This is a genomic window from Streptomyces sp. NPDC040545 (assembly GCF_055595065.1).
Window position 1 is genome coordinate 120,109 of the sequence record NZ_JBVIWA010000012.1, and the last position, 25,282, is coordinate 145,390.

The window sequence follows — 25,282 nt, forward strand, 5'->3', positions numbered from 1 at the left end:
CCCCCCCTCTCCCCCCCCCCCCCCCCCCCCCCCCCCCCCCGCCCCCCCCCCCCCCCCCCCCCTCCCCCCCCCCTCCCCCCCCCCCACGGCCGTGCGGGGCCCGGTTTGCTCCTACGGGACCGGCCCCGTAACCTAGACCGTCGGCGTGTCTTAGCGCGCGCCGCGCTCCTGAGCACCTTCCTCACGTTCCGTACGCGCAAGCGTCGTGCGAGAGAGGCCGCTCGTCCAATCCGGATCGGTGCGGTCCCGTCCTCGACGGGATCTGCCTGAGCGGCTGGCTTCAGGAGCATCCGTCCCGAGTGAGAGAGAGATCCGCGTGTACGCCATCGTGCGCAGCGGTGGTCGCCAGCACAAGGTTGCTGTCGGCGACATCGTTGAGGTTGACAAGATTTCCACTGCCAAGGTTGGCGACACGGTCGAGCTCTCGACCCTGCTCGTTGTCGACGGCGAAGCCGTGACCAGCGACCCGTGGGTCCTGGCCGGCATCAAGGTCACGGCCGAGGTTGTGGACCACCACAAGGGCGCCAAGATCGACATCCTGCGCTACAAGAACAAGACCGGCTACCGCCGTCGCCAGGGTCACCGCCAGCAGTACACGGCGATCAAGGTCACCGGTATCCCCGCGGCTGCGAAGTAAGAGGGACTGAGACATGGCACACAAGAAGGGCGCATCGTCCACCCGGAACGGGCGCGACTCCAATGCCCAGCGGCTCGGCGTGAAGCGCTTCGGCGGTCAGGTCGTTTCCGCTGGTGAGATCCTCGTCCGCCAGCGCGGCACCCACTTCCACCCGGGTTCGGGTGTCGGTCGTGGTGGCGACGACACGCTGTTCGCGCTGCAGGCCGGTTCGGTCCAGTTCGGCACGCACCGTGGCCGCAAGGTCGTCAACATCGTTCCGGCCGCCTGATCCAGCTTCGGCTGATCGAGCGTTCGTAACTTCCCGAGGGCGGATCTCAGCTCTTCCCGGCGCAAGCCGGGAAGAGAGGTCCGCCCTCGGCGCGTTGTCATACAGACCACGTTTTAATGGGCAGCAAGGCCTGCCCGGGACATTCCCGTATGTATCTGGAGGAACACCCATGACCACCTTCGTGGACCGCGTCGAGCTGCACGTCGCCGCGGGTAACGGGGGCCACGGCTGCGCCTCCGTTCACCGGGAGAAGTTCAAGCCGCTCGGCGGCCCCGACGGCGGCAACGGCGGCCGTGGCGGCGACGTCATCCTGGTGGTGGAGCAGGCGATCACCACGCTGCTGGACTACCACCACAGCCCCCACCGCAAGGCCACCAACGGCAAGCCCGGCGAGGGCGGCAACCGCTCCGGCAAGGACGGCACGGACCTGATCCTGCCCGTGCCGGACGGCACCGTCGTCCTCGACAAGGAGGGCAACGTCCTCGCCGACCTCGTCGGCCAGGGCACCACCTACGTGGCCGCCGAGGGCGGCCGCGGCGGCCTCGGCAACGCCGCGCTCTCCTCCGCCCGCCGCAAGGCCCCCGGCTTCGCGCTCCTCGGCGTCCCCGGCACCACCGGCGACATCGTGCTGGAGCTCAAGACCGTCGCCGACGTGGCGCTGGTCGGCTTCCCGAGCGCCGGCAAGTCCTCGCTGATCTCGGTACTGTCCTCGGCCAAACCGAAGATCGCGGACTACCCCTTCACCACCCTCGTCCCGAACCTGGGCGTCGTCACGGCCGGTTCCACGGTCTACACGATCGCCGACGTCCCGGGTCTGATCCCCGGCGCCAGCCAGGGCCGTGGCCTGGGCCTGGAGTTCCTGCGCCACGTCGAGCGCTGCTCGGTGCTGGTGCACGTCCTGGACACCGCCACGCTGGAGTCCGACCGCGACCCGATCGCCGACCTCGACGTCATCGAGGAGGAGCTCAAGCTCTACGGCGGCGGCCTGGAGAAGCGTCCGCGTCTCGTCGTCCTCAACAAGGTCGACATCCCGGACGGTCAGGAGCTCGCCGACATGGTCCGCCCGGACCTGGAGGCCCGCGGCTACAAGGTCTTCGAGGTCTCCGCGGTCGCCCGTACGGGTCTCAAGGAGCTCTCCTACTTCCTCGCCGAGGTCATCGCCAAGGCCCGCGCCCGCAAGCCGAAGGAGGAGGCGACCCGTATCGTCATCCGCCCGAAGGCCGTGGACGACTCCGGCTTCACCGTCACCTACGACGAGGTCGAGGACGTGTACAACGTGCGCGGCGAGAAGCCGGAGCGCTGGGTCCGCCAGACCGACTTCAACAACGACGAGGCCGTCGGCTACCTCGCCGACCGCCTCAACCGCCTCGGCGTCGAGGAGGCGCTGAAGAAGGCCGGCGCCCGGGCCGGCGACGGCGTGGCCATCGGCTCCGACGAGAACGCGGTCGTCTTCGACTGGGAGCCGACCGTGATGGCCGGCGCCGAGATGCTGGGCCGCCGTGGCGAGGACCACCGTCTGGACGCCCCGCGTCCGGCCACTACCCGCCGCAAGGACAAGGAAGCCCAGCGCGGGGACTCGGCGCAGAAGGAATACGACGAATTCCGGCCGTTCTGAGCCCCTCCCGAGGGACGTGTGCCCGGAAGGTTTGAAGGCGTCTTTACGTCGGTCGCCTAGGATCTTCCGGGTGAACAGCAGCAACCTCCCCACCGTTTCCGTCGTGGTCATCGCGTACAACGACGCCGGGCTCGTGGGCGAGGCCGTTTCCTCGGCCCTCGCCCAGGGCCCGGTGGTCGCCGAGGTCATCGCGGTGAACGACGCCTCGTCCGACGGCACCGCGCGGGTGCTGGACGACCTGGCGGCCGTCCACCCCCGCCTCAGGGTCGTGCACCGGACGGAGAACAGCGGGGGGTGCGGTACCCCGCGCAACGACGGGATCGCGGCGGCTTCCGGCCGGTACGTCCTCTTCCTCGACAGCGACGACGTCCTGCCGCCGGGGGCCGCCGACGCCCTGGTGCGCACCGCCGAGGAGCACCGCGCCCCGGTCACCGTGGGCGCGGCGGTGCGGCGCGAGCTGCCCCAGCACCACGACGTCCCGTGGATGCCCGGCCTGCACACACCGGGCGAGGTGATCGAGCGGCCGGTGGACCGGCCCCAGCTCGTCCGCGACACCCTCTGCGTCAACAAGCTGTACGAGCGCGCCTTCCTCCAGGAACACGGCCTGCGCTTCCCCGACGGCCGCTTCATCTACGAAGACTTCGTCTTCACCGCCCGCGTGCTCGCCGCGGCCCCCCGCATCGCCGTCACCGGCGACCTCGTCTACGTCTGGCACGTGCGCCGCAGCGCCACCCAGGTGTCGATCTCCCTGGACCGCAAGGACGTAGGGAACTGGCGTTCCCGCATCGAGGCCCACCGCACGGCCGCCACGATCCTCACCGAGGCCTCCCCGGTGCTGGGCAGTGCCTGCCGGGTGAAGTTCCTGGAGTACGACCTGCGCATGTACCTGCGCGAGCTCGGCCGGGACCCCCAGTACCAGGCCGCCTGGTGGACCCTGACCCGTGAGTACGTCGACACGTTCCCCGAGGCCGACATCGAGTCCGCGGCGGCCCACGCCCGCTGGATCGTCTCCGTGCTGCGCGCCACCGCGACCCCGCCCGCCGACGTCGAGCGGCTCACCCGGCTGGCCGCCGAGCCGCCGCGGCTGCTGCCCCCGTACGCGACCGGTCCCGCCGGGGTTCCGGTGTGGAGCGAGGAGCTCCCGGTCGAGCTGGCGGGTCTGCCCGGGCTGCCGGTCGGCGAGCTGCCCGTCACCGTCGACGCCGAACCGGCCGGCCGCGGCGCCGTCCGGATCCACCTGCACGACCTGTACGGGCGCCTGGCCGAGGCCGGGCCCCTCACCGCGCAGCTGAGCTTCCAGCCCCGTGCGGGCGGCGAGGCGGTCCTCGCACAGCCGGTCGAGCTGCGGCCCGACCGCAGCGGCGGCTGGACCGCCGTACTGCCCTTCCGGCTCGCCGACCTCGCCGTCACGGGCCGGCGCCAGGGACTGCGCAGGATGCAGGCGTGGAACGTGGGGGTGGGCGTGCGGTGTGCCGACGGGAGCTCGGTGTTCACCTCCTTGCGCCCCCGGGGCCGACTGCTCCGCCGTCGGGCGCTGCCCAGCAGCCGGTACGGTGTTCTGCTGGCGCAGCCCTACCGGACGGGGGCCGGCGCCCTCGCGCTGCGCCTCGCGCCCGGCGCCGAGGGTGCGCTGTACCTCGTACGCAACCGCCTCCACCGGGCCCGGGCGGGCCGTGGGGCGGGCTGAGGCCCCGTAGCCGGGCCACGGCCGCAGATCTGCACAACGCCGCGCTCTTCATCCCGAAGTCGGACAGGACCAAGGAGACACACATGACGTTTCTGATCACCGGTGGCGCCGGATACATCGGCGCGCACGTCGTCCGCGCGATGCGGCTCGCGGGGGAGGACGTCGTCGTCTTCGACGACCTCTCCACGGGCGACGAGGACCGCGTACCGGAAGGCGTCCCGCTGGTGGTCGGCTCCGTCCTCGACCGGCTGGCCGTGGAGGAGGTCATCCGCAAGCACAAGATCACCGGCGTGGTGCACCTGGCGGGCAAGAAGCAGGTCGGCGAGTCCGTCGAGAAGCCGATGTACTACTACCACGAGAACGTGCAGGGCCTGTCGGTCCTGCTCCAGGCCGTGGCCGACGCGGGCATCCGCAACTTCCTCTTCTCCTCCTCCGCCTCCGTCTACGGCATGCCCGACGTGGACCTGGTCACCGAGGACACCCCCTGCAAGCCGCTGAGCCCCTACGGCGAGACCAAGCTGGCCGGAGAGTGGCTGGTGCGCGCCGCGGGCCGGGCGCACGGCATCTCCACCGCCTGCCTGCGCTACTTCAACGTGGCGGGCGCCGCGACCCCCGAGCTCGCCGACACCGGCGTCTTCAACCTGGTCCCGATGGTCTTCGAGCGCTACGACGCCGGCCAGGGCGCCAAGATCTTCGGTGACGACTACCCGACCCCGGACGGCACCTGCATCCGCGACTACATCCACGTCGAGGACCTCGCGGAGGCGCACGTGGCGGCCGCCCGCAAGCTCGCCGAGTGGGCCGCGGCCGGCGACTACAAGGACCTCACCGTCAACATCGGGCGCGGCGAGGGCGTCTCCGTCGCCGAGATGGTCGAGCTCCTGAACAAGAACACCGGGCACGACATCGCCCCCGTGATCAGCCCGCGCCGCCCCGGCGACCCGGCGAAGGTCGTGGCCTCGGCCGACAAGATCACCGCGGAGCTGGGCTGGAAGGCCCGGCACGACGTCCGTGAGATGGTCACCTCCGCGTGGGCGGGCTGGGAGGCCAACAAGGCGGCCCGCAAGGACGCCCACCGGGACGTCCACAAGGCCTGACCGGCGGGAGACGACCCGCGTGTGCCGTGAGTGAAGCAGCCCGCCCCGGAAGTGTCCGGGGCGGGCTGCTTCACATCGGTGCCGTGCGGGGTGCGGTCAGCGCTCCAGGAAGGAGAACAGCTCTTCCCACCGGTCGGTGATCTCGGGGCTGGAGTAACGCTGCACCGCGCGGAAGGCGTTGTCCCCGAGCCGGTCGCGCAGCTCACGGTCGGACATCAGCTCGCGCAGGTGCCCGGCCAGCTCCATCGTGTTGCCCAGCCGGGCCAGCAGCCCGTCCTCGCCGTGCTCGACGATCTCCCGTACGCCCGGCGCGCAGTCGAAAGCGGCCGGCGGCACGCCCGCCGCCATCGCCTCCAGCAGCGTGATCGGGAAGCCCTCGGCCCGTGAGGCCTGGGCGAAGACCGAGGCTCCGCGCAGGGCGCCCAGCACGTCGTCGGTGCTTCCCATCCACTCCACGGAGTCGTCCAGGCCCAGCGAGGTGCAGTGCGCCCTCAGCGTCGCCTCCTCCGTGCCCGCCCCGTAGATCCGCAGGGTCCAGTCGGGGTGGTGCGGCGCGACGTCCGCCCAGGTGTCGAGCAGCAGGTCGACGCCCTTCTCGAAGGCGAGGCGGCCGACGCACGCCACGACCTTCTCCGTGCGCGGCGCGGGGGAGTCGGGCATGAAGGGCAGCGGGTTCGGCATGCTCCCCACGTTCTCCATGCCCGCCCGGATCCACAGGTCCGCGTCCTCGGCGGTCAGCACCAGCAGCCGGTCGACCTGCGGGTAGAAACGGCGGACCCGCTCCCCGCGGGTGGACTTCTGGCTGGCCTCGAACGACTCGTGGCTCATCCCGATGACGGTGAGCCCCTTGGTGTCGGCGAGCGCCACCCACTCCATCGCCCAGACCTGGGTGACGATGACGACACCGCCCGGACGGGCCGCCCGCAGCAGCTCGCTCAGCTGCTCGGCCTTGACCCGCATCTGCGCCCGCCGGGCCGCCTGGCGGCGCCGCTCGGGCGCGTTCAGCCGGCCCTTGATCCCGCGCAGCCGGCGGGCCGACGGCGGGTGCGCGTCGTAGAGGGTGGTCATCTCGTACGGCAGGCCCTGCGGCAGCTTCTGCCGGATGTCGTCGGCGACCGGCGCGATGCCCACGATGTGCACCCGGTGGCCGCGGTCGGTGAACTGCCGGGCCATCTGGTGCGACCAGGTGGTCACGCCGCCGATCTCGTCGACGTTGTTGGAGACGATGAAGATGTCACGGCCGCCCGGATCGGCGGTCTGCTGGCTCACTTGCCGCTCCTGGTGAAGAACTTTTCTACGATCTGGCGGGCCGCGTCCCCGCGGTCGTACTCGCCGAACTCGGCGAGGAACCGCTGCCGCGCCTGGGCGTACTTGACGTCCGCCTCCTCGAAGGCGGCGAGCGCCTGCAGCAGTTCGTCCGCCGTGGCCACCACCGGGCCCGGGGCCTTCTCCTTCAGGTCGAAGTACGTGCCGCGGATGTCGGTGGCGTACTTCTCGTAGTCGTACGCGAAGAACAGCATCGGCCGGTCCAGGACCGCGTAGTCGAACATCACGGACGAGTAGTCGGTGATCAGACCGTCGGCGAGGGCCAGCAGCGGGGTGATGTCGTGGTGCCGGGACACGTCGATGACGCGGCCCGCGACGGACGGCGGCAGGGAGACGCTGTTGAGGTAGTGGGTCCGCACCAGCAGCGTGAAGCGGTCGCCGAGCCGGTCCGCGAACTCCTCCACGTCGAAGGGGAAGGTGAAGCCCTCCACCGCGCCGTCCGCGCCCGCCCGGAAGGTCGGCGCGTACAGCAGCACCTTCTTGTCCGGGTCGATGCCGAGCTCGGTCGCCAGGGGTCCGCGGACCCGCTCACCGCTGTCCGCCTCGGTCCGGTACGCCTCGACGAGGGCGTCGTTGCGCGGGTAGCCCGTGCGCAGCAGGACCTCGTCACGCAGCCGGAAGCCCTTGGCGAGGGTGCGGGTGTCGTGCTCGGAGCGGATCAGGAAGTGGTCGAAGCGGTTGACGGCGGCCTGGAAGCGGGCCTGGCCCGCCCGGCCCTGCGCCTTGGTCCGGGGCTCGTGGAAGCCCATCCGCTTGAGCGCCGAGCCGTGCCAGGTCTGGATGTACGTGGTTCCCGGGCGCTTGGCCAGCGCGAGCGGGAACCCCTGGTTGTCGACCCAGTACTCGGCCTGGGCCAGGGCGCGCAGGTACGGCCAGCTCCAGCGCTTGACCAGGGTGGCCTCCTTGGGGAAGCCGGTGGGCCTGGCGCCCGCATACGACCAGATCGCCTCGAACGGCGCGCCCTGGCGGACCAGCTCCTCGTAGATCGCCTTCGGGCTGTCGCTGTACTGCTTGCCCATGTGGCTCTCGAAGACGACCGTGCCCTTCTTGATCGGCAGCTTCGAGAAGACCTCGTGGTAGATCTTCACCTTCTGCTCGCCGGAGCCCATGTTGCGGCGGGCCCGCAGTGCCTTGCGCAGGCCCCGCTTGACCACGCCGGCCGCCTTGCCCTGTATGGCGTTGTTGATCAGCGACTGGGTGCGGACGGCGGCGGCGCCCTCCGCGCTCAGCACGTAGCTGAGGTTGCCCTTCTTGGTCATCTGGGGCCCGAAGCGGTCGGAGACCAGCCGGGTCAGACGCGGGCGCACGCGCAGCCGGGCCGCCGACTCCAGGTCGACCCCGCCGATCGCGACGCGGGTGGTGATCCGTTCGCCGCCGGCGGTCAGCTTGAGGCGGACGTCCCAGACGGCGTCGATGATGCCGAGCGGGCGGACCGTGCTCGCGACGTCGGCGGTGCCGGTCCACTCGATCGTGTCACCGGCGTGGCGGACGGTTTCCACCGGGAAGCTGAAGGAGCGCACGCCGATCTGCCGGCGGGCCCGGAAGTCGAGCGTGGCCTTCAGCTCCGCGTCGGCCGGGATGCGGCCCAGCGGGTTCACGACGGAGCCGGACATGGTGACCGTGCCGCGGCCGTCGTCCTCGTAGGAGGTCAGCCGGTTGCCCAGCGTGAGGGAGGTGAGCGGCGTGGTGTGGTAGGCCTGCTCGGTGACGTCCAGTATCCGGCGGGCCTCGGCGCCGTCGGGACCGTCGATGTGCTGCGCACACCAGTAGACGCGGCCGTCCCGCTCGGCGAGCGGGGAGGTGAGCCGGCCCTTGTTGGTCATGGCGTCGGCGGCCGGGAGCAGGTTGTCCCAGTCCTCCTTGCCCAGCAGGTAGGCGCAGATCGCCTGGAGGTAGGTGACGTTCTCGTACGCGGCCGGGTCGATCCCCGCGAGGTAGCCGTTGGCGAGGCGGGCGAACTCCTGGCGGTACTCGTCGCTCAGCAGCGGCAGGTCGCGCAGGTGCAGCACGAGGTCGTGCTTGAGGAACTTGGCGTCCTTCGCGGACTTGATGTCCGTGTGGCCCTTCTCGGCCAGCAGGCGGTCGACGCGGCGGTGGATCTCCATCCGGTGGACGAAGTTCGCGATCTCGTGGCGCCGGTTGCTGATCGACAGGGCCGCGGCCTTCTCGACCACGTTCCAGAAGTAGACGTGGTTCGGGATCAGCGTGATGCGGCGGGCGGCCACGTAGGCCTGCGCGGAGAACAGCAGGTCCTCGTAGTGGATGCCGACCGGGAACTGCAGGCCCTGCTCCAGCAGGAACGCGCGCCGGTAGCACTTGTTCGTGGAGAGGGTGTCGTAGACCAGCAGGTCGGGGTACTCGGTGATCGATTCCAGGGTGCGGGTGCGCGAGTAGATCCAGGGGTACCACTCGGTGGTCTTGCCCCACCGGTTGTCGAGGTGCACGCGTACGCACATGCCCGAGACCAGGTCGGAGCCGGTCCGCTCGGCGGCGTCCAGCATGTTCCGGCAGGCGTTGCGCTCCAGCACGTCGTCGCTGTCGAGGAACATCACGTACGTTCCGGTGGCCTGCTGGATGCCGTGGTTGCGCGGCGCACCGCAGCCGCCGCTGTTCTCCGGCAGCTGGAAGGCGCGCACCCTTCCCGGATGTGCGGATTCCAGTTCCTGGGCGACCGCGTACGAGCGGTCCTTGCTGCAGTCGTCGACGATCACGACTTCGACGCTGTGCAGGGTCTGGTCCAGAACCGACCGGACTGCTGTCGGCAGACGCTCTGCGTCGTTGTAGACGATGACGACCACGGAGACGTCGGGCACGTGCACCTCGATCCCTTCGTTTCGTTACGTTCAGCTGATTCCGCTTATCTCGTCCACGCTACCGTGTGCCGCCCTCCACTCCCGCAGTCCGACTCCCGTCAGACCCTCGCCGTGCATACTTCTAAGGAAGAGGTGAGAGGCGGGTCCGGCCGTCGACAATCACCCGTTCGGATCCAGCAGGAAGTGTTCATGACGAAGCTGTCCGTAGTTGTCCCCTGCTTCAACGAAGAAGCCGTCATCGACAGCTTCGATGTCGAGATCCGAAGGGTTCTGGACGCCCTCCCCGTCGAGTACGAGGTCTGCTACGTCGACGACGGAAGCCGCGACGGCACCCTCGACAAGCTCCGGAAGATCGCCGCCGAACACGGCGATCAGACCCGCTACGTCTCCTTCAGCCGGAACTTCGGCAAGGAGGCCGGCATGCTCGCCGGCCTGCGCGAGGCCACGGGCGACGCCGTAGTGATCATGGACGCGGACCTCCAGCACCCGCCGGAGCTCATCGCGACCATGCTGGAGCACTACCGGCAGGGACACGACCAGATCATCGCCCGCCGCACGCGCGAGGGCGACAAGAAGCTCCGTTCCGCCCTCAGCAGCCTCTACTACCGGGGCGTCAACCGCTGGGTCGACGTGGAGCTCACCGACGGCGTCGGCGACTTCCGCATGCTCTCGCGCCCGGCCGTGGACGCGCTGCTGTCGCTGCCGGAGTACAACCGCTTCTCCAAGGGACTGTTCTCCTGGATCGGCTTCGACACCGTCCACTTCGACTACCGCAACGCGCAGCGCGAGGCGGGCGAGACGAAGTGGAAGTTCGGCGCCCTGCTGAACTACGGCATGGACGGCCTGATCTCCTTCAACAACAAGCCGCTGCGGATCGGAATCTGGTTCGGCGTGTCGCTGGTCGCGCTGACCGGTCTGTACGCCCTGTGGATCACGATCATGGCGATCACCAACGGCGTCGAGTCCCCGGGGTACGTCACCCTCGTGGCCATCATCACCGGTCTCGGCGGCGTACAGTTGATCATGCTGGGCCTGATCGGTGAGTACATCGGCCGTATCTACTACGAGGCCAAGCGCAGGCCGCACTTCCTGGTGAAGGAATCGCACGGAGCACAGCCGCTCCCACGGACCGATGACCGGCCGGCGGCCCCGGTCGCAGAGCCTACGATCGTGGAGCGCAGCGCCCGATGAGCCGCAAGGACCAGCTCGGCCAGGTGTTCAGATTCGCCCTCGTGGGCGGGGTCAACACCGGCACCTTCTTCGTCATCTACCTGCTCCTGCACCCGTGGATGCCGTACTTCGCCGCCTACTCGCTCGCCTTCGTCCTGGCGATGGTCGGCTCGTTCTTCATGAACACCTACTTCACCTACCGGACCCGGCCGACCTGGAAGAAGTTCTTCCTCTTCCCGCTGACGAACATCACCAACTTCGTCATCCAGTCCGCCGGCCTGTACGCGCTGGTGACCTGGGCCGGGATGGACACCCGGATCGCCCCGCTGGTCGCGGCGGTCGTGGCCATCCCGTTCACCTTCCTGCTCTCCCGCAAGATCCTCGTCCCGGGTGCCGCCCGGGCCGAGGAGCCCGCCCCCGTGGAGGCGGGGTCCTCGTCCAGGGTCTGAAACCCCCGAGCAGCCCCGCGCGCCCACCCCGTAGATTGAGACGGCAGGCATCTCGGCAACAGGCATATCGGCAAGGGGCAAGGGGACAGACGTGTCAGCGGCTAGGCAAGGTGTCGTGGACGCCCGCAGGATCGTGGTCAAGGTCGGCTCCTCCTCCCTGACCACCGCGGCCGGCGGACTCGACGCCGACCGGGTGGACGCGCTCGTCGACGTCCTCGCCAAGGCCCGCAGCGGAGGCGAGAAGGAGATCGTCCTCGTCTCCAGCGGAGCCATCGCCGCCGGACTCTCCCCGCTCGGCCTGCGCCGCAGGCCCAAGGACCTGGCCCGGCAGCAGGCCGCCGCCAGCGTCGGCCAGGGCCTGCTCGTCGCCCGCTACACCGCCTCCTTCGCCCGGTACGGCGTCCGCGTCGGCCAGGTGCTCCTCACCACCGACGACACCAGCCGCCGCGCCCACTACCGCAACGCCTACCGCACCCTCGACCAGCTGCTCGCCATGGGCGCCCTCCCCGTCGTCAACGAGAACGACACCGTCGCCACGGACGAGATCCGCTTCGGCGACAACGACCGGCTGGCGGCCCTCGTCGCCCACCTCGTCCGCGCCGACCTCCTCGTCCTCCTCTCGGACGTGGACGGCCTCTACGACGGCGACCCGTCCCAGCCCGGCACCACGCGCATCGAAGAGGTCCGCGGGCCCGAGGACATCGCGCACGTCTCCATCGGCAGTGCCGGCAAGGCGGGCGTGGGCACCGGCGGCATGGTCACCAAGGTCGAGGCGGCCCGGATCGCAGCCGCCGCCGGGATCCCCGTGGTGCTGACCTCCGCGAGCCAGGCCGCCGACGCCCTCGCCGGACGGGGGACCGGCACGCTGTTCCACGCCACCGGGCGCCGCTCGGCGGACCGGCTGCTCTGGCTCCAGCACGCGTCGACCCCCCAGGGGCACCTGGTCCTCGACGACGGCGCCGTCCGCGCGGTCACCGAACGCGGCAGCTCGCTGCTGCCCGCCGGGATCGCGGCGGTCGAGGGCGACTTCGTCGCAGGGGACCCGGTGGAACTGCGCGCCGCGGACGGCCGCGCCGTCGCCCGGGGCCTGGTCAACTTCGACGCCAAGGAGCTCCCGCAGCTCCTCGGCCGCTCCACTCGCGAGCTCGCGCGGGAACTCGGACCCGCGTACGAGCGGGAGGTCGTCCACCGGGACGATCTGGTCCTGCTGGAGGGCTGAGGTTCGGTAAAAGAGGAGCGCGGCGGCCCGTGGACTGGTCAACTGTGAGGGGCGGGCGGACCCGCGTGGCGGAGACAGGAGGCGGCTGGTGAGACGAGCGCTGACCAGCGTCGGCACGGGGGACGGTGACGGCGGCGGTGGCGGGGAGGAGCAGGATCACGCATCGCGCCTGTGGCACGTGACCCTGAGCGTCTCCGGCAACCCGGCCCCGCTGTCCGAGGTCCGGCGCGGGCTGGAGCAGCTGGCCCACGACCATCCCTTCCTGCTGACCAGCCGGTACGCCGACGACCACGCGGAGATCCGCTACTGGGAAGAGGCCCGGGACCTCCACGACGCGGCGGCCGTCGCCCTGCGACTGTGGGGCGAACACCGCTCCTCGGCGCAGCTCCCGCCCTGGGAGATCGTCGGCCTGGAGGTCATCGACCGCGCCACCTACCACCAGCGCGTGGCGGAGGGCTACGGCCCACCCCCGGCCCACCCGGTAGGCGTCCACCCGTACTAGCCGCGCCCATCCAGCCCCTCCGGGACCACCGAGCCCCTCAGGGACCACCCAGCCGGTCCGGGACCAGTCAGCCCGTCCGGCGCTTGAGGACCGGGGTCCGGGCGGAGCCCGGGGAAACGGCGAAAGGGCGGGGCCGGGAGACGGCCCCGCCCCGCCCCGCACCCACCCCGCCGACCCGGCCGGAGGCCGTCTCGCGGGGTGGAACCCCCACGGCCGGATACCGGCAGGGGATTACCCTGGGCGGCATGACCTCGCTCGATGCCGCCACCGCGACCGCCACCGCCACCTCGCCCGTCCTCGCCACCGCGCAGCGGTCCCGCACCGCCGCCGCGGCCATCGCCCCACTCCCGCGGTCCGCCAAGGACACCGCCCTGCTGGCGATCGCGGACGCGCTGGAGGCCCGTACGGCCGAGATCATCGCCGCCAACGCCGTGGACACGGACAAGGCCCGCGCCGCCGGCACCAGCGAGACCGTCATCGACCGCCTCACCCTCACCGCCGAGCGCGTCGCCGCCATCGCCTCCGACGTCCGCGACGTCGCCGCCCTCCCCGACCCCGTCGGCGAGGTCGTCCGCGGCAACACGCTCCCCAACGGCATCGACCTCCGGCAGATCCGCGTCCCGCTCGGCGTCGTCGGCATCATCTACGAGGCCCGCCCCAACGTCACCGTCGACGCCGCCGCCCTCTGTCTCAAGTCCGGCAACGCGGTCCTCCTGCGCGGCAGTTCCTCCGCCTACTCCTCCAACACCGCGCTCGTCGCCATCCTGCGGGACGCCGTGGAGAGCGCCGGCCTGCCGGCCGACGCGATCCAGCTCGTCCCCGGCGAGTCCCGCGAATCCGTCCGCGAGCTGATGCGCGCCCGCGGCCTCGTGGACGTGCTCATCCCGCGCGGTGGCGCCTCCCTCATCAAGACCGTGGTCGAGGAATCCACCGTCCCGGTCATCGAGACCGGTACCGGCAACTGCCACGTCTACGTCGACGCCCAGGCCGACCTGGACATGGCGGTGGACATCCTCATCAACTCCAAGGCCCAGCGGCCCTCCGTCTGCAACTCCGCCGAGACCCTCCTCGTCCACCGCAACATCGCCGGGGCCTTCCTGCCGCGCGCCCTCGACGCGCTCGCCGACGCCGGCGTCACCGTGCACGGCGACGCCCGGGTCCTCGCCGCCGCCGAGGGCGGCAAGGTCACCGCCCTGCCCGCCACGGACGAGGACTGGGCCGCCGAGTACCTGTCCTACGACATCGCCGCCGCAGTCGTGGACTCCCTCGACGACGCCGTCACCCACATCCGCCGCTGGACCTCCGGCCACACCGAGGCGATCGTCACCACTTCGCAGGCCGCCGCGCGCCGCTTCACCCAGCTGGTCGACTCGACCACGGTCGCCGTGAATGCCTCCACTCGGTTCACGGACGGTGGCCAGTTCGGCTTCGGCGCGGAGATCGGCATCTCCACCCAGAAGCTGCACGCCAGGGGCCCGATGGGGCTTCCCGAGCTGACCTCCACCAAGTACATCGTCACCGGCGACGGTCACGTTCGGTAGTCAATCCCTGAGCGCGGTGTGGCCGGATTTCGGCGTACACCCTGCCCAAGGAGGCCCCCCAGGTCTAGGCTGGTCCTGTGCCGGACGACGTGGGGGGCAAGCCGTTCCCGGACGACGGGGAGCCCGACGACGACCGCGGAGGCGCGGAGTACGACTTCGCCTCCGTGGTCTTCGACGAGGACTTCGTCCGGAACGCCGAGATCCGTGAACCGAGTGCCGCCGAGCGCCAGCGGGCGGCCGACCGAGCGCGCGCGGAGGCCGAAGCCGCCCGTGCCGTGGCCGGCGGCTGGACGGGCGACGACGACTACGACAGCTACGGATACGGCCACCCCGACGGGTACGACGACGACCACGGCTGGGACCACGACGGCGGCCACGGATACCCCTCCGGCCCGTACGGGGCCTACGGCGGCAGCCTGCGCCCCTACCGCGGCCGCGCACCGTGGCTGCGCCCCGTCGCCTGGGTGCTCGCCTTCGTGATGGGCCTCGGCATGGTCGCCCTCGCCTTCAGCGCCGTGTACCGCAGCGCCTCGGGTGAGGCGGACCCCGCTCCGGCGCCCGCCAGTACCCCCAGGGGTGAAGTCACCGGCGTCGGCGCGTTTACGTATCCCTCCGTTCGCCAACCCTGAAGGTACGACCCCACTCGCATACTCCGGAGCTGGGGGCTTCTCTGAAGCGGGGACAGCGGGGAGAAGCGATGGCCGTGCCAGGAGATCCACCCAACAGCACCCCCGAGGGCATGGGCGGGGGCGACGACGACTTCCGCTCGGACGACTTCCGGTCGGACGAGTACCGGTCGGTGGTGTTCGACGAGGACTTCGTCCGCGCTGCCCGGCTCCAGGAGTACTCCGCGCAGGAACGCATGGGCGAACACGCCCGCGCGGTGCGCAGCCGGTCCCTCTGGTCCGGCAGCGGACCCGCGTCCCGGACCAGCACCCCCGGCCGGGGAGCACGGCAGGGCATGCTGCTCGTGCTGCTCATCGCCACGGCCTTCGCCGTCGCCGTCTACATGGGGCTGCGCAACCCCTACGTGCCCCCGTCCGGGGGACCGGCCCAGGCGCTCAGCAGCACCGTGATCCCGCTCGCGCCGACCGCGGCCGTGCCCGGCGGCCGTCCCGCCGAGCTGTACGCGAAGAGCCCCGCCGCCGACTACCGGGTCGGAGCGGCCGGCATCACCCTGCCCGCCGTGCGCCGCACGCACCACTTCACCGACGCCCAGGTCGTCGCCGCGCTGTCCATCGCCAAGGACTACCTGGTGCAGTCCTCGCTGGACCCCGACATCCTCGCCGGAGCGGCCTCCCGCCCGGTCCGCGTCCTGCTCGACCCCGACCAGCTGGCGCAGTTCGACCGCAGCATGACCTCGCCCTCCGGCGACGGCCGCCACGCGGCCACCGGCTGGCTGGTCCGCTTCGACCAGGCCGCCGCCGTCGTGGCCGACTCCCGGGTCCGGGTGAGCGGCACGCTCGCCTTCGAGGAGGTGGCCCCCGACATGCTGGAGGTCACCACCGACCACACCTTCGTCTACGCCGTACGGCCCGCCACCGGATCCCCGGCCGCGGCCGACGGCGCCTCGCTCTTCACCGTCCGGCGCGAGCTGCGGCTGCGCTTCGACCGGGAGGACCTGACGACCCGGCGGCTGGAGCTGGCCTCGGCCTATGTGATCGCCGGGCCGCAGGACTGCTCCGCCGACCCGGCCGGGGCCTTCCGCCCGCTCCTGGCCGGAGCCGGCCCGACCACGGTGGGCCCGGCCGCCAGCGACCCGTACGCCAGCGGCCAGCCGCGGCGCACGGCCGGGCTGTGCGGCGTCCTGGCCTCGCCGGCGACCCCGGCCGTCACCTCGCCCGCGACGCCGCCCTCGCCCCCGCAGGCCGCTCCCGTCAGCCCTGCTCCGTAGCCCCGCCCTTGTCCTGCGGCGCGGTGCCGGCGCCCGTGAACTTGTCGCGGAGCTTGCCGCCCAGGTCGCCGGCGCCGCCCGCGATGTCGCCCACCAGCTTCAGCAGCGGGTCCTTGCTGGTGCGCACCGAGTCGGCGTAGTGCGCGGCCGACTGGCGGAAGGAGTCGGCCACCGAGGTGTCCTTGTCCTCGTCCCGCCGCGGGTAGTGGCCGTCCATGATCCGCTGGTGGTCGCGGCTCTCCGCCCACTTCTTCAGCTCGGCCGCCCGCACCGTGGTGAAGGGGTGCGTCCGGGGCAGCAGATTCAGGATCTTCAGCACGGAGTCGCGCAGATCGCCGCTCGACTCGTACTCCTCGGCCTGGGCCAGGAAGGCGTCCACGTTCATCTCGTGGAGGTGGTTGCCGCCCGCGATCTTCATCAGCCCGCGCATCGAGGCCTGCACGTCCTGTCCCACCAGCAGCCCGGCCCGGTCGGCCGAGAGCTCCGACTTGCGGAACCACTCCCGCAGCGCGGTCACGATCGTCATGATCGCCACATTGCCCAGCGGGATCCACGCGATCTTCAGCGCCAGGTTGGTCAGGAACAGCAGGATCGTGCGGTAGACGGCGTGCCCCGACAGCGCGTGGCCCACCTCGTGGCCCACCACCGCACGCATCTCCTCCTCGTCGAGCAGCTCGACGAGGCCCGTGGTCACCACGATGATCGGCTCGTCCAGCCCGATGCACATGGCGTTGGGGTTCGGGTCCTGCTGCACGTACATCTCCGGGACCTTCTCCAGGTCCAGGATGGAGCAGGCGTCGCGCAGCATCGTGTACAGGTGCGGGAACTGCGTCTCGCCCACCCGCACCGACTCCGACAGGAACAGCAGCCTCAGGCTCCGCTCCGGAAGCAGCCCGCTCAGCGCCTTGAACACCGTGTCGAAGCCGCTCAGCTTGCGCAGTGCCACCAGCGCGGAGCGGTCCGCCGGATGCTCGTACGCCCGCGACGAGATGCCGGGGAACCGCCTCCGGTCCCGCGCCGGTGCTTGTCCGAACCCTGTTTCCGTCATAGCGCCCTCCCCTGGATGACCTGATCGACCCTGCGTCTATCCTCTCCAACGCCTGAGTCGGCGTGAGCGTGCCCCAGGCCCCCGCATACGATGTGAGCGAAGTCTCCGCCCGCTCCCCGACTCGATAGGTATCTGCCTGATGAGCCTCTCCACCACCGCCCACAACCTGGTCGTCCTCGCCTCGGAGGGGGCCGAGCAGCACGGCGGCAACCACGACAGCCTGAACCCGTACCTGACCGGCGGCGGTGCCTTCCTGATCCTGATCCTGATGCTCTGGGTCACCACGCGCCTGAACCGCGACCGCTGAACCCCCTGAACCCGCCGAGAACGCCGCGTCCCCCGGGCCAGTAGGCTCTGCGCTCATGGGAGAGCAGGAGATGCCTACCGGTCCGGTCAAGCGCCGGCTCGGAGTGATGGGCGGGACATTCGACCCGATCCATCACGGACACCTGGTGGCCGCCAGCGAGGTGGCCGCCCTTTTCCACCTCGACGAGGTGATGTTCGTGCCGACCGGCGAGCCGTGGCAGAAGTCGCAGCGGGCGGTGTCACCGGCCGAGGACCGCTACCTGATGACGGTCATCGCCACGGCCTCGAACCCCCAGTTCTCGGTGAGCCGCATCGACATCGACCGCGGCGGGCCGACGTACACCATCGACACCCTGCGGGACCTGAAGGCGCAGAACGACGATGCCGACCTGTTCTTCATCACCGGTGCCGACGCGCTCGCGCAGATCCTGACCTGGCGCAACGCCGAAGAGCTCTTCTCGCTCTCCCACTTCATCGGAGTCACCCGGCCGGGCCACGTGCTCACCGACGACGGGCTCCCGGAAGGCGGCGTCTCCCTCGTGGAGGTGCCCGCGCTCGCGATCTCGTCCACCGACTGCCGTGCGAGGGTGGCCCAGGGGGACCCTGTCTGGTACTTGGTGCCGGACGGTGTCGTGCGTTACATCGACAAGCGTGAGCTGTACCGGGGAGCCTGAGCTTCCGGAGAGAGGGGCCCCGCGGTGAACGACCGACAGGATCCGTACGACCCGTATGCCGCCCAGGAGCAGCAGCTCGTCGGCTACGACGCGTACGGGCGGCCGGTGTACGGCCAGGTGCCCGCGCAGCCCGCCCAGCCCGCTCCGGCCGCCCCGCAGCAGTACGGGCAGCAGTACGAGCAGCAGCAGTACGGCTACGACTACCAGGGCTACGGCCAGCAGCAGCCGCAACAGCAGCAGTACTACCCGCAGCAGCCGGCCGCCCAGGAGTACGGGCAGCAGGAGTACACCCAGGCGCCCGCCTACGGGTACGACACGCAGCAGACCCAGCAGTGGATCCCGCAGCAGACCGCCCCGGAGCCCCCGGCCCCCGCCGAACGGCCGGCCGCCCAGGTCCCCGAGCCGCGCCGGCCGGGCGCCGACGAGGACGGTGCGCGGAGCGACGAGCGCGACCGCGACCGCGAGCGTGACGGCGAGCCCCAGGCGGACCGGGACTACCGCACCGAGATGTTCGCCTTCATCGACCAGCCGGACGAGGACTCCGAGGACGTCATCGACTGGCTGAAATTCACCGAGAGCCGCACCGAACGCCGCGAGGAGGCCCGCCGCCGCGGCCGCAACCGGGTGGTGGCGCTGATCGTCGTCCTCGCCCTGTTCGTCGTCGGCGGACTCGGCTACCTCTGGTACGCGGGCAAGCTGCCCTTCCTCGACGGCCCCGGCGAGAAGAAGACCGGCGCGACCGCCGACGCCGGAGCGCAGAAGCGGGACATCATCGTCGTCCACCTGCACAACACCAAGAAGGGCGGCACCTCCTCGGCGCTGCTCGTCGACAACGTCACCACCAAGAAGGGCGCCACCGTCCTGCTGCCGAACACCCTGGCCGTCACCGGCCAGGACGGGACGCCGACGGGGCTCGGCAAGTCGGTCGAGGAAGGCGGTCTCGGCACCCGCGAGGCCCTCGACTCCGTGCTGGGCACCCGCATCGGCGGCACCTGGCGTCTGGACACCCCCTTCCTGGAGAACCTCGTCGAGCTGGTCGGCGGCATCGAGGTCGACACCGACACCGCGGTCCCCGCCGACGACGCCGCCAAGACCCCGGCCGTGGCCCAGGGCCAGAAGCAGAGCCTGAGCGGCCCGATGGCCGTGGCGTACGCCACGTTCCGCGGGCAGGGCGAACCGGAGGCCAAGCAGCTGGAACGCGTGGGCAAGGTGCTCCAGGCGGTGCTGCGCAAGGTTCCGAGCGACCCGAAGGCGGCGGCCGTGACCGTCGAGAGCATCGGCCAGATCCTCGATCCCGCCCTGAACGCGCAGACCCTCGGGGCCCTGCTGTCCCGGCTCGGCGCGCACGCCAAGGTGGGCGCGTACCGCACGGACGTCCTCGCGGTGAAGGCGGACGGCACGCTCACGGACGACGCGAACAAGTCGGTCGTCAAGGAGGTGCTGGGCGGCTCCGGCGCCGCGGCGCAGCCCGGTGCGGCCCCGCGCGTCGGCCTCAAGGACGCCACCGGCGACGAGAAGATGCAGGTCGCGGCGAAGGCGACGCTCGTGAACGGCGGCTACGCCTTCGTCGACGGCGGCAAGGCCGACAAGACGGCGGCCACCTCGCAGATCACCTACCAGGACGACGCGCAGCGGGAGCGCGCGATCGAGGTCGCCAAGACGCTGGGACTGCCCGAGACGGCCGTGAAGAAGGGTGAGAACGCGGTGAACGCGGAGATCGTGGTGATCCTGGGCAAGGACTACAAGGCGTCCTGACCAGGCTCCGGACCGGCTCCGAGGCAGGCTGCGGGACAGGCTTTCGCCCGCGCGCGACGCTGCGCGCGGGCGGTGTCGGCGGTACATGAGACCCTTGTAAGGATCTGCCCGCCAACCCGAAAGCATGGCCAGTGACCGCCACGGACCGCTCCATCGAGCTCATCACCGCCGCCGCCCAGGCCGCGGCCGACCGGCTCGCGCACGACATCATCGCGTACGACGTCAGCGACGTGCTGTCGATCACCGACGCCTTCCTGCTCGCCTCGGCGCCCAACGACCGCCAGGTCAAGTCGATCGTCGACGAGATCGAGGAGCGCCTGCTCAAGGAGCTCGGCGCCAAGCCGGTGCGCCGCGAGGGCGACCGCGACGCCCGCTGGATCCTGCTCGACTACGTCGACATCGTCGTCCACGTCCAGCACAGCGAGGAGCGTGTCTTCTACGCGCTGGAGCGCCTGTGGAAGGACTGCCCCGAGATCGAGCTCCCCGAGGACGCCAAGCTCACCATCGGCAAGGCCGAGGAGCACGCCAAGCTGCGTGAGGCTGCGGGCGACGACGAACTGGACGGTGATCTGTTCTGAGCGCGACCGCCTCGGGCAAGTCCGGCAGGAAGATCGTCCTCTGGCGGCACGGCCAGACCTCGTGGAACCTGGAGCGCCGCTTCCAGGGCTCCACGGACATCGAGCTGACCGAGGCGGGTGTGGCGCAGGCGCGCCGCTCCGCGCGGTTGCTCGCCTCGCTGAAGCCGGATGCCATCGTGGCCTCCGACCTGGAGCGCGCCTCCGCCACGGCTGCCGAGCTGGCGGCCCTCACGGGGCTGACGGTGTCGCACGACGCTGCGCTGCGCGAGACGTACGCCGGCGAGTGGCAGGGCCTCACGCACGACGAGATCCTCGAGAAGTACGGCGAGCAGTATTCGGCGTGGAAGCGCGGCGAACCGGTCCGCCGCGGCGGCGGTGAGCTGGAGACCGAGGTCGCCGACCGCGCAGCGCCGGTGGTGCTGGAACACGCCGGCCGGCTGCCGCAGTCCGGCACCCTCGTCGTGGTCAGCCACGGCGGCACCATCCGTACGACGATCGGGCGCCTGCTGGGCCTGGACTCGTACTACTGGGAGGGCCTCGGCGGGCTCTCCAACTGCTGCTGGTCCGTCCTCGGCGAGGGCGCGCGCGGCTGGCGTCTGCTGGAGCACAACGCCGGCACGCTGCCGGAACCGGTGCTCGGCGACGACGACTGAGCGGCCTTCCGCCGCTCCCAGGCGGGGCTTCCACCCGGATTTCACTTTCCGGCTGGTCACAGGCTAGAGTTCTTCTTGTTCGCAGCGCAGAACACCGGAGACGGGGGGAGCGCGGCGGAGAGCGGGGCTATAGCTCAGTTGGTAGAGCGCCTGCATGGCATGCAGGAGGTCAGGAGTTCAATTCTCCTTAGCTCCACAATCAGGATCCCGTCCCCAACAGGGGGCGGGATCCTTGCTTTTGTACCCTTTGCGTTTGCTGACCTGGCCCGCACCGGCATGGCAGAATCGTGACCGCCGGAGGGGGAGACGACGGCCCGACGCGGGAGGGAGTCGCTGACGGATGGGTGCACACCGGCGCCGGTGCGACTGGTGCAACAACGGCACGCCGATCGTGCGGGACATGGACCCGGTCAACCCCGACTACCAGTACTGGTGCGAGGAATGCGCTCGGGCGCTGATCATAAAAGGCGACCCGATCGAGACGTACCGTGAGCTGGAAGGGGAGCCGATCTACGGGCGGCTGCTCGACGAGCACTGCACGCTCAAGCGGTTCTATCAGTTCGCGAGAGCGTGACAAGTCGGATCAAATCGGACATGGCCTCTGGTCGGTGGAAACCGATTTTTGGACCAGGGCCATGACCGTGTAATGTTTGGGACGTCGCCAAGGGGAACCGGCAAGGGAAACCGAAGCGGCAAGCACAACAAGGGGCTATAGCTCAGTTGGTAGAGCGCCTGCATGGCATGCAGGAGGTCAGGAGTTCAATTCTCCTTAGCTCCACAGTGAAGAAGCGGGCCACCCGGATCGGGTGGCCCGCTTCTCGTTGTGCCCTTGTGCCCTCGTGCCCTGGGTACCGCGTGTCGTGTCGACGGGTGGAACGGCCGAGCGTCGGAAGGGGCCGCTGCGGTACCCTGACGCCATGCGTGCCGTACGCCTTCTGCTTACCGAGCCGCGCTGATCAGTACCGACCCTTCGAGATGGTCGGACCCGGCGCGGCGTCCCCTCCTGTGCGAGGGGTTTTTTCGTTTGGGCAGGCAGAGGCGGCAGAGACGATCGATGGAGCTTCAGAAATCATGAGCGAGACGAACACCCCGGCCCCCGAGGCGGCCGAGGCGCACCGCTACACGGCTGCCATGGCCGCCGACATCGAGGCACGCTGGCAGGACGTCTGGGACGCGCGGGGCACGTACGAGGCCCCGAACCCGACCGGTGACCTGGCCGGGGACCCCGCGGTGGTCGCACGGCCCAAGAAGTTCATCATGGACATGTTCCCGTACCCGTCCGGTGCGGGCCTGCACGTCGGACACCCGCTCGGGTACATCGCCACCGACGTCTTCGCCCGCCACCAGCGGATGACCGGCCACAACGTCCTGCACACCCTGGGCTTCGACGCCTTCGGCCTGCCGGCCGAGCAGTACGCCGTGCAGACCGGCACGCACCCGCGCGTCTCGACCGAGGCCAACATCGAGAACATGAAGGTCCAGCTGCGCCGGCTGGGCCTGGGTCACGACAAGCGCCGGTCGTTCGCCACGATCGACCCGGACTACTACAAGTGGACCCAGTGGATCTTCCTGCAGATCTACAACTCCTGGTACGACGCCGACGCGAAGAAGGCCCGGCCGATCGCCGAGCTGGTCGCCGCCTTCGAGGACGGCTCCCGTGAGGTCCCCGGCGGCCGTGCCTGGGCGGCTCTGACCGCGGCCGAGCGGGCCGACGTACTGAACGAGTACCGCCTGGCGTACTCCTCGGACGCGCCGGTGAACTGGTGCCCCGGGCTGGGCACCGTGCTGGCCAACGAGGAGGTCACCGCCGACGGCCGGTCCGAGCGCGGCAACTTCCCCGTCTTCAAGTCCCGGCTGAGCCAGTGGAACATGCGGATCACCGCCTACGCCGACCGGCTGATCGACGACCTGGACGCGCTGGACTGGCCCGAGGCCATCAAGCTGCAGCAGCGGAACTGGATCGGCCGCAGCGAGGGCGCGCGCGTCGACTTCGCGCTGGGCGACGAGGCCATCACCGTCTTCACCACCCGCCCGGACACCCTGTTCGGCGCCACCTACATGGTGCTGGCGCCCGAGCACCCGCTGGTGGAGAAGTTCATCCCGGCCGCCTGGCCCGAGGGCACCCACGAGGTGTGGACCGGCGGGCACGCCACGCCGGCCGAGGCCGTCAGCGCGTACCGCAAGCAGGCCGCCTCGAAGTCGGACGTCGAGCGGCAGGCCGAGGCCAAGGACAAGACCGGTGTCTTCACCGGTGAGTACGCGATCAACCCGGTCAGCGGGGACAAGGTCCCGGTCTTCATCGCCGACTACGTGCTGATGGGCTACGGCACCGGCGCGATCATGGCCGTCCCGGCGCACGACAGCCGCGACTTCGAGTTCGCGCGCGCCTTCGAGCTGCCGATGCGCTGCGTCGTGGAGCCGTCGGACGGGCGCGGCACCGACCCCGCCGAGTGGGACGACGCCTTCGTCTCCTACGACGCGAAGCTGGTCAACTCGACGGCCGAGGGCATCGCCCTGGACGGCCTGGGCGTCGTCGAGGCGAAGGCCGCGATCACCGACTGGCTGGCCGAGCGCGGCATCGGCGAGGGGACGGTCAACTTCCGGCTGCGCGACTGGCTGTTCAGCCGTCAGCGCTACTGGGGCGAGCCCTTCCCGATCGTCTACGACGAGGACGGCGTCGCGTACCCGCTGCCCGAGTCGATGCTGCCCCTGGAGCTGCCGGAGGTCGAGGACTACTCCCCGCGCACCTTCGAGCCGGACGACGCCACCTCCAAGCCGGAGACCCCGCTGTCGCGCAACGGCGAGTGGGTCAACGTGGAGCTGGACCTGGGCGACGGCCGGGGCGTGCGCTCCTTCCGCCGCGAGACCAACACGATGCCCAACTGGGCCGGTTCCTGCTGGTACGAGCTGCGCTACCTGGACCCGAACAACGCCTCGGCCCTGGTGGACCCGGAGATCGAGCAGTACTGGATGGGCCCGCGCGAGGGTGCGCCGCACGGCGGTGTCGACCTGTACGTGGGCGGCGCCGAGCACGCGGTGCTGCACCTGCTGTACGCCCGCTTCTGGTCCAAGGTGCTGTTCGACCTGGGCCACGTCTCCTCGGTCGAGCCGTTCCACAAGCTGTTCAACCAGGGCATGATCCAGGCCTACGTCTACCGCGACGAGCGAGGCTTCCCGGTCACGGCCACCGAGGTCGAGGAGCGCGACGGCAAGTTCTTCTTCGAGGGCGAGCCGGTCAAGCGCGAGCTGGGCAAGATGGGCAAGTCCCTGAAGAACGCCGTCACGCCCGACGAGATCTGCGAGGAGTACGGCGCGGACACGCTGCGCCTGTACGAGATGGCGATGGGCCCGCTGGACGTCTCCCGTCCGTGGGACACCCGTGCCGTGGTGGGCCAGTACCGGCTGCTGCAGCGCCTGTGGCGCAACATCGTCGACGAGGAGACCGGCCAGGTCACCGTCGTGGACGGGGAGCCCGCCGAGGACACCCTGCGCGCGCTGCACAAGGCGATCGACGGGGCCGGCTCGGACCTGGCCGGGCTGCGCTTCAACACCGCCATCGCGAAGATCACCGAGCTGAACAACGCGCTGACGAAGGCCGGCCGCCCGCTGGAGCGCTCGGTCGCCGAGGCCCTGGTGCTGCTGGTCGCCCCGCTGGCCCCGCACATCGCGGAGGAGCTGTGGCACCGCCTGGGGCACAGCGAGTCGGTGGTCCACCAGGACTTCCCGGTCGCGGACCCGGCGTACGTCGTGGACGAGAGCGTGACGTGCGTGGTGCAGGTCAAGGGCAAGGTCAAGGCGCGTCTGGAGGTGCCGCCGACGATCTCCGAGACGGAGCTGGAGCAGCTGGCCGTGACCGATGAGGGTGTCGTGGCGGCGCTGGGCGGCGCGGAGATCCGCAAGGTGATCGTGCGCGCGCCGAAGCTGGTGAACATCGTCATCTGAGGGCGCACCCCCGCATAGGGGGGATCCCGTACGGGCAGGTTGGGGGTTCGATTGGAACCCCTGGCCTGCCCGTGGCGTTTACCGTGGAGGGGACGGAAAAGAGCCGTC

The 25,282-nt window shown here is 70.6% G+C and carries 22 protein-coding genes and 2 tRNA genes; 21 read left to right on the forward strand and 3 right to left on the reverse strand.

Translation table 11 applies throughout. From position 1 onward, the window contains the following. Positions 1-316 precede the first annotated feature (316 nt). From rplU to galE, 5 genes are all read left to right on the forward strand, one after another. Positions 317-637, forward strand: coding sequence for a 50S ribosomal protein L21 (gene rplU, locus ACZ573_RS22905; protein ID WP_030013082.1), 321 nt, complete (start codon positions 317-319; stop codon positions 635-637). Between the two features lie 13 nt (positions 638-650). Then, entirely contained in the window at positions 651-905 is a 255-nt protein-coding gene (gene rpmA, locus ACZ573_RS22910; RefSeq protein ID WP_030840805.1) for a 50S ribosomal protein L27, read from the forward strand. A gap of 169 nt (positions 906-1,074) precedes the next feature. Beyond that, positions 1,075-2,520, forward strand: coding sequence for a GTPase ObgE (obgE, locus tag ACZ573_RS22915; RefSeq protein WP_471307007.1), 1,446 nt, complete (start codon positions 1,075-1,077; stop codon positions 2,518-2,520). Between the two features lie 70 nt (positions 2,521-2,590). Then, complete coding sequence (locus ACZ573_RS22920; RefSeq protein WP_471307009.1) at positions 2,591-4,207, forward strand: glycosyltransferase family 2 protein; 1,617 nt, start codon at positions 2,591-2,593, stop codon at positions 4,205-4,207. 83 nt (positions 4,208-4,290) lie between these two features. Beyond that, positions 4,291-5,304, forward strand: coding sequence for a UDP-glucose 4-epimerase GalE (gene galE, locus ACZ573_RS22925; protein WP_471307010.1), 1,014 nt, complete (start codon positions 4,291-4,293; stop codon positions 5,302-5,304). Between the two features lie 96 nt (positions 5,305-5,400). Here galE and ACZ573_RS22930 read toward each other — a convergent pair whose 3' ends face one another. Together ACZ573_RS22930 and ACZ573_RS22935 are read right to left on the reverse strand one after the other, a co-directional pair. Then, on the reverse strand, positions 5,401-6,573 hold the full coding sequence (locus ACZ573_RS22930) for a glycosyltransferase (protein WP_471307012.1): 1,173 nt from the start codon (positions 6,571-6,573) through the stop codon (positions 5,401-5,403). After that, a complete protein-coding gene (locus ACZ573_RS22935) occupies positions 6,570-9,449 on the reverse strand; it encodes a bifunctional glycosyltransferase/CDP-glycerol:glycerophosphate glycerophosphotransferase (protein WP_471307013.1) in 2,880 nt (959 codons plus the stop codon). The genes ACZ573_RS22930 and ACZ573_RS22935 overlap by 4 nt, the downstream gene beginning before the upstream one ends. Positions 9,450-9,632: 183 nt before the next feature. On the opposite strand from ACZ573_RS22935, the gene ACZ573_RS22940 reads away from it, so the two are divergent. The 7 genes from ACZ573_RS22940 to ACZ573_RS22970 all read left to right on the forward strand — a co-directional run bounded on the left by ACZ573_RS22940 (position 9,633) and on the right by ACZ573_RS22970 (position 16,218). Then, the gene (locus ACZ573_RS22940; RefSeq protein ID WP_037711621.1) at positions 9,633-10,634 is read left to right on the forward strand and encodes a glycosyltransferase family 2 protein; all 1,002 of its coding nucleotides are present in this window, start codon (positions 9,633-9,635) and stop codon (positions 10,632-10,634) included. Next, the gene (locus tag ACZ573_RS22945) at positions 10,631-11,062 is read left to right on the forward strand and encodes a GtrA family protein (RefSeq protein ID WP_471307014.1); all 432 of its coding nucleotides are present in this window, start codon (positions 10,631-10,633) and stop codon (positions 11,060-11,062) included. Before ACZ573_RS22940 ends, ACZ573_RS22945 begins: the two co-directional genes overlap by 4 nt. A 91-nt stretch (positions 11,063-11,153) precedes the next feature. Further along, positions 11,154-12,281 carry a glutamate 5-kinase gene (gene proB / locus ACZ573_RS22950; protein ID WP_189964274.1) on the forward strand — a complete coding sequence of 376 codons (1,128 nt, stop codon included), beginning with the start codon at positions 11,154-11,156 and terminating at the stop codon, positions 12,279-12,281. 34 nt (positions 12,282-12,315) lie between these two features. Further along, positions 12,316-12,783: a hypothetical protein gene (locus tag ACZ573_RS22955; RefSeq protein ID WP_471307154.1), complete on the forward strand. Its 468-nt coding sequence runs from the start codon at positions 12,316-12,318 to the stop codon at positions 12,781-12,783. 245 nt (positions 12,784-13,028) lie between these two features. After that, entirely contained in the window at positions 13,029-14,324 is a 1,296-nt protein-coding gene (locus ACZ573_RS22960; protein WP_471307015.1) for a glutamate-5-semialdehyde dehydrogenase, read from the forward strand. A gap of 77 nt (positions 14,325-14,401) precedes the next feature. Beyond that, a complete protein-coding gene (locus ACZ573_RS22965) occupies positions 14,402-14,953 on the forward strand; it encodes an SCO2584 family spore wall biosynthesis protein (protein ID WP_471307017.1) in 552 nt (183 codons plus the stop codon). Between the two features lie 68 nt (positions 14,954-15,021). Continuing rightward, positions 15,022-16,218: an SCO2583 family membrane protein gene (locus ACZ573_RS22970; RefSeq protein ID WP_471307018.1), complete on the forward strand. Its 1,197-nt coding sequence runs from the start codon at positions 15,022-15,024 to the stop codon at positions 16,216-16,218. Here ACZ573_RS22970 and ACZ573_RS22975 read toward each other — a convergent pair. Further along, on the reverse strand, positions 16,202-17,266 hold the full coding sequence (locus tag ACZ573_RS22975) for a M48 family metallopeptidase (protein WP_471307020.1): 1,065 nt from the start codon (positions 17,264-17,266) through the stop codon (positions 16,202-16,204). The genes ACZ573_RS22970 and ACZ573_RS22975 overlap by 17 nt on opposite strands. 139 nt (positions 17,267-17,405) lie before the next feature. Here ACZ573_RS22975 and ACZ573_RS22980 point away from each other — a divergent pair, with 139 nt between their 5' ends. The 9 genes from ACZ573_RS22980 (at position 17,406) to leuS (ending at position 25,174) form a co-directional block, all read left to right on the forward strand. Beyond that, on the forward strand, positions 17,406-17,573 hold the full coding sequence (locus ACZ573_RS22980) for a hypothetical protein (RefSeq protein ID WP_202201594.1): 168 nt from the start codon (positions 17,406-17,408) through the stop codon (positions 17,571-17,573). Between the two features lie 55 nt (positions 17,574-17,628). Further along, the gene (nadD, locus tag ACZ573_RS22985; protein ID WP_030008626.1) at positions 17,629-18,246 is read left to right on the forward strand and encodes a nicotinate-nucleotide adenylyltransferase; all 618 of its coding nucleotides are present in this window, start codon (positions 17,629-17,631) and stop codon (positions 18,244-18,246) included. A gap of 24 nt (positions 18,247-18,270) precedes the next feature. After that, a complete protein-coding gene (locus ACZ573_RS22990; protein WP_471307022.1) occupies positions 18,271-20,001 on the forward strand; it encodes an LCP family protein in 1,731 nt (576 codons plus the stop codon). A 131-nt stretch (positions 20,002-20,132) separates the two neighbouring features. After that, complete coding sequence (gene rsfS, locus ACZ573_RS22995) at positions 20,133-20,579, forward strand: ribosome silencing factor (RefSeq protein WP_030008628.1); 447 nt, start codon at positions 20,133-20,135, stop codon at positions 20,577-20,579. After that, a complete protein-coding gene (locus ACZ573_RS23000) occupies positions 20,576-21,232 on the forward strand; it encodes a histidine phosphatase family protein (RefSeq protein ID WP_471307157.1) in 657 nt (218 codons plus the stop codon). The genes rsfS and ACZ573_RS23000 overlap by 4 nt, the downstream gene beginning before the upstream one ends. A 123-nt stretch (positions 21,233-21,355) precedes the next feature. Then, a tRNA-Ala gene (locus tag ACZ573_RS23005) sits at positions 21,356-21,428 on the forward strand. A 144-nt stretch (positions 21,429-21,572) separates the two neighbouring features. Continuing rightward, positions 21,573-21,806 carry a hypothetical protein gene (locus tag ACZ573_RS23010; RefSeq protein WP_008738908.1) on the forward strand — a complete coding sequence of 78 codons (234 nt, stop codon included), beginning with the start codon at positions 21,573-21,575 and terminating at the stop codon, positions 21,804-21,806. Between the two features lie 131 nt (positions 21,807-21,937). Beyond that, positions 21,938-22,010 (forward strand) — tRNA-Ala (locus tag ACZ573_RS23015). Between the two features lie 293 nt (positions 22,011-22,303). Then, positions 22,304-25,174, forward strand: coding sequence for a leucine--tRNA ligase (gene leuS, locus ACZ573_RS23020; protein ID WP_471307024.1), 2,871 nt, complete (start codon positions 22,304-22,306; stop codon positions 25,172-25,174). Positions 25,175-25,282: the final 108 nt, after the last annotated feature.

What these genes read in the sequence shown, in the direction of transcription:
- ACZ573_RS22970 (WP_471307018.1), top strand. Translation starts at nt 15,022, where the DNA reads ATGGCCGTGCCAGGAGATCCACCCAACAGCACCCCCGAGGGCATGGGC.
- leuS (WP_471307024.1), top strand. Translation starts at nt 22,304, where the DNA reads ATGAGCGAGACGAACACCCCGGCCCCCGAGGCGGCCGAGGCGCACCGC.
- ACZ573_RS22940 (WP_037711621.1), top strand. Translation starts at nt 9,633, where the DNA reads ATGACGAAGCTGTCCGTAGTTGTCCCCTGCTTCAACGAAGAAGCCGTC.
- rpmA (WP_030840805.1), top strand. Translation starts at nt 651, where the DNA reads ATGGCACACAAGAAGGGCGCATCGTCCACCCGGAACGGGCGCGACTCC.
- ACZ573_RS22975 (WP_471307020.1), bottom strand. Translation starts at nt 17,266, where the DNA reads ATGACGGAAACAGGGTTCGGACAAGCACCGGCGCGGGACCGGAGGCGG.
- ACZ573_RS22945 (WP_471307014.1), top strand. Translation starts at nt 10,631, where the DNA reads ATGAGCCGCAAGGACCAGCTCGGCCAGGTGTTCAGATTCGCCCTCGTG.
- galE (WP_471307010.1), top strand. Translation starts at nt 4,291, where the DNA reads ATGACGTTTCTGATCACCGGTGGCGCCGGATACATCGGCGCGCACGTC.
- ACZ573_RS22980 (WP_202201594.1), top strand. Translation starts at nt 17,406, where the DNA reads ATGAGCCTCTCCACCACCGCCCACAACCTGGTCGTCCTCGCCTCGGAG.
- nadD (WP_030008626.1), top strand. Translation starts at nt 17,629, where the DNA reads ATGGGAGAGCAGGAGATGCCTACCGGTCCGGTCAAGCGCCGGCTCGGA.
- ACZ573_RS23010 (WP_008738908.1), top strand. Translation starts at nt 21,573, where the DNA reads ATGGGTGCACACCGGCGCCGGTGCGACTGGTGCAACAACGGCACGCCG.
- ACZ573_RS22960 (WP_471307015.1), top strand. Translation starts at nt 13,029, where the DNA reads ATGACCTCGCTCGATGCCGCCACCGCGACCGCCACCGCCACCTCGCCC.
- obgE (WP_471307007.1), top strand. Translation starts at nt 1,075, where the DNA reads ATGACCACCTTCGTGGACCGCGTCGAGCTGCACGTCGCCGCGGGTAAC.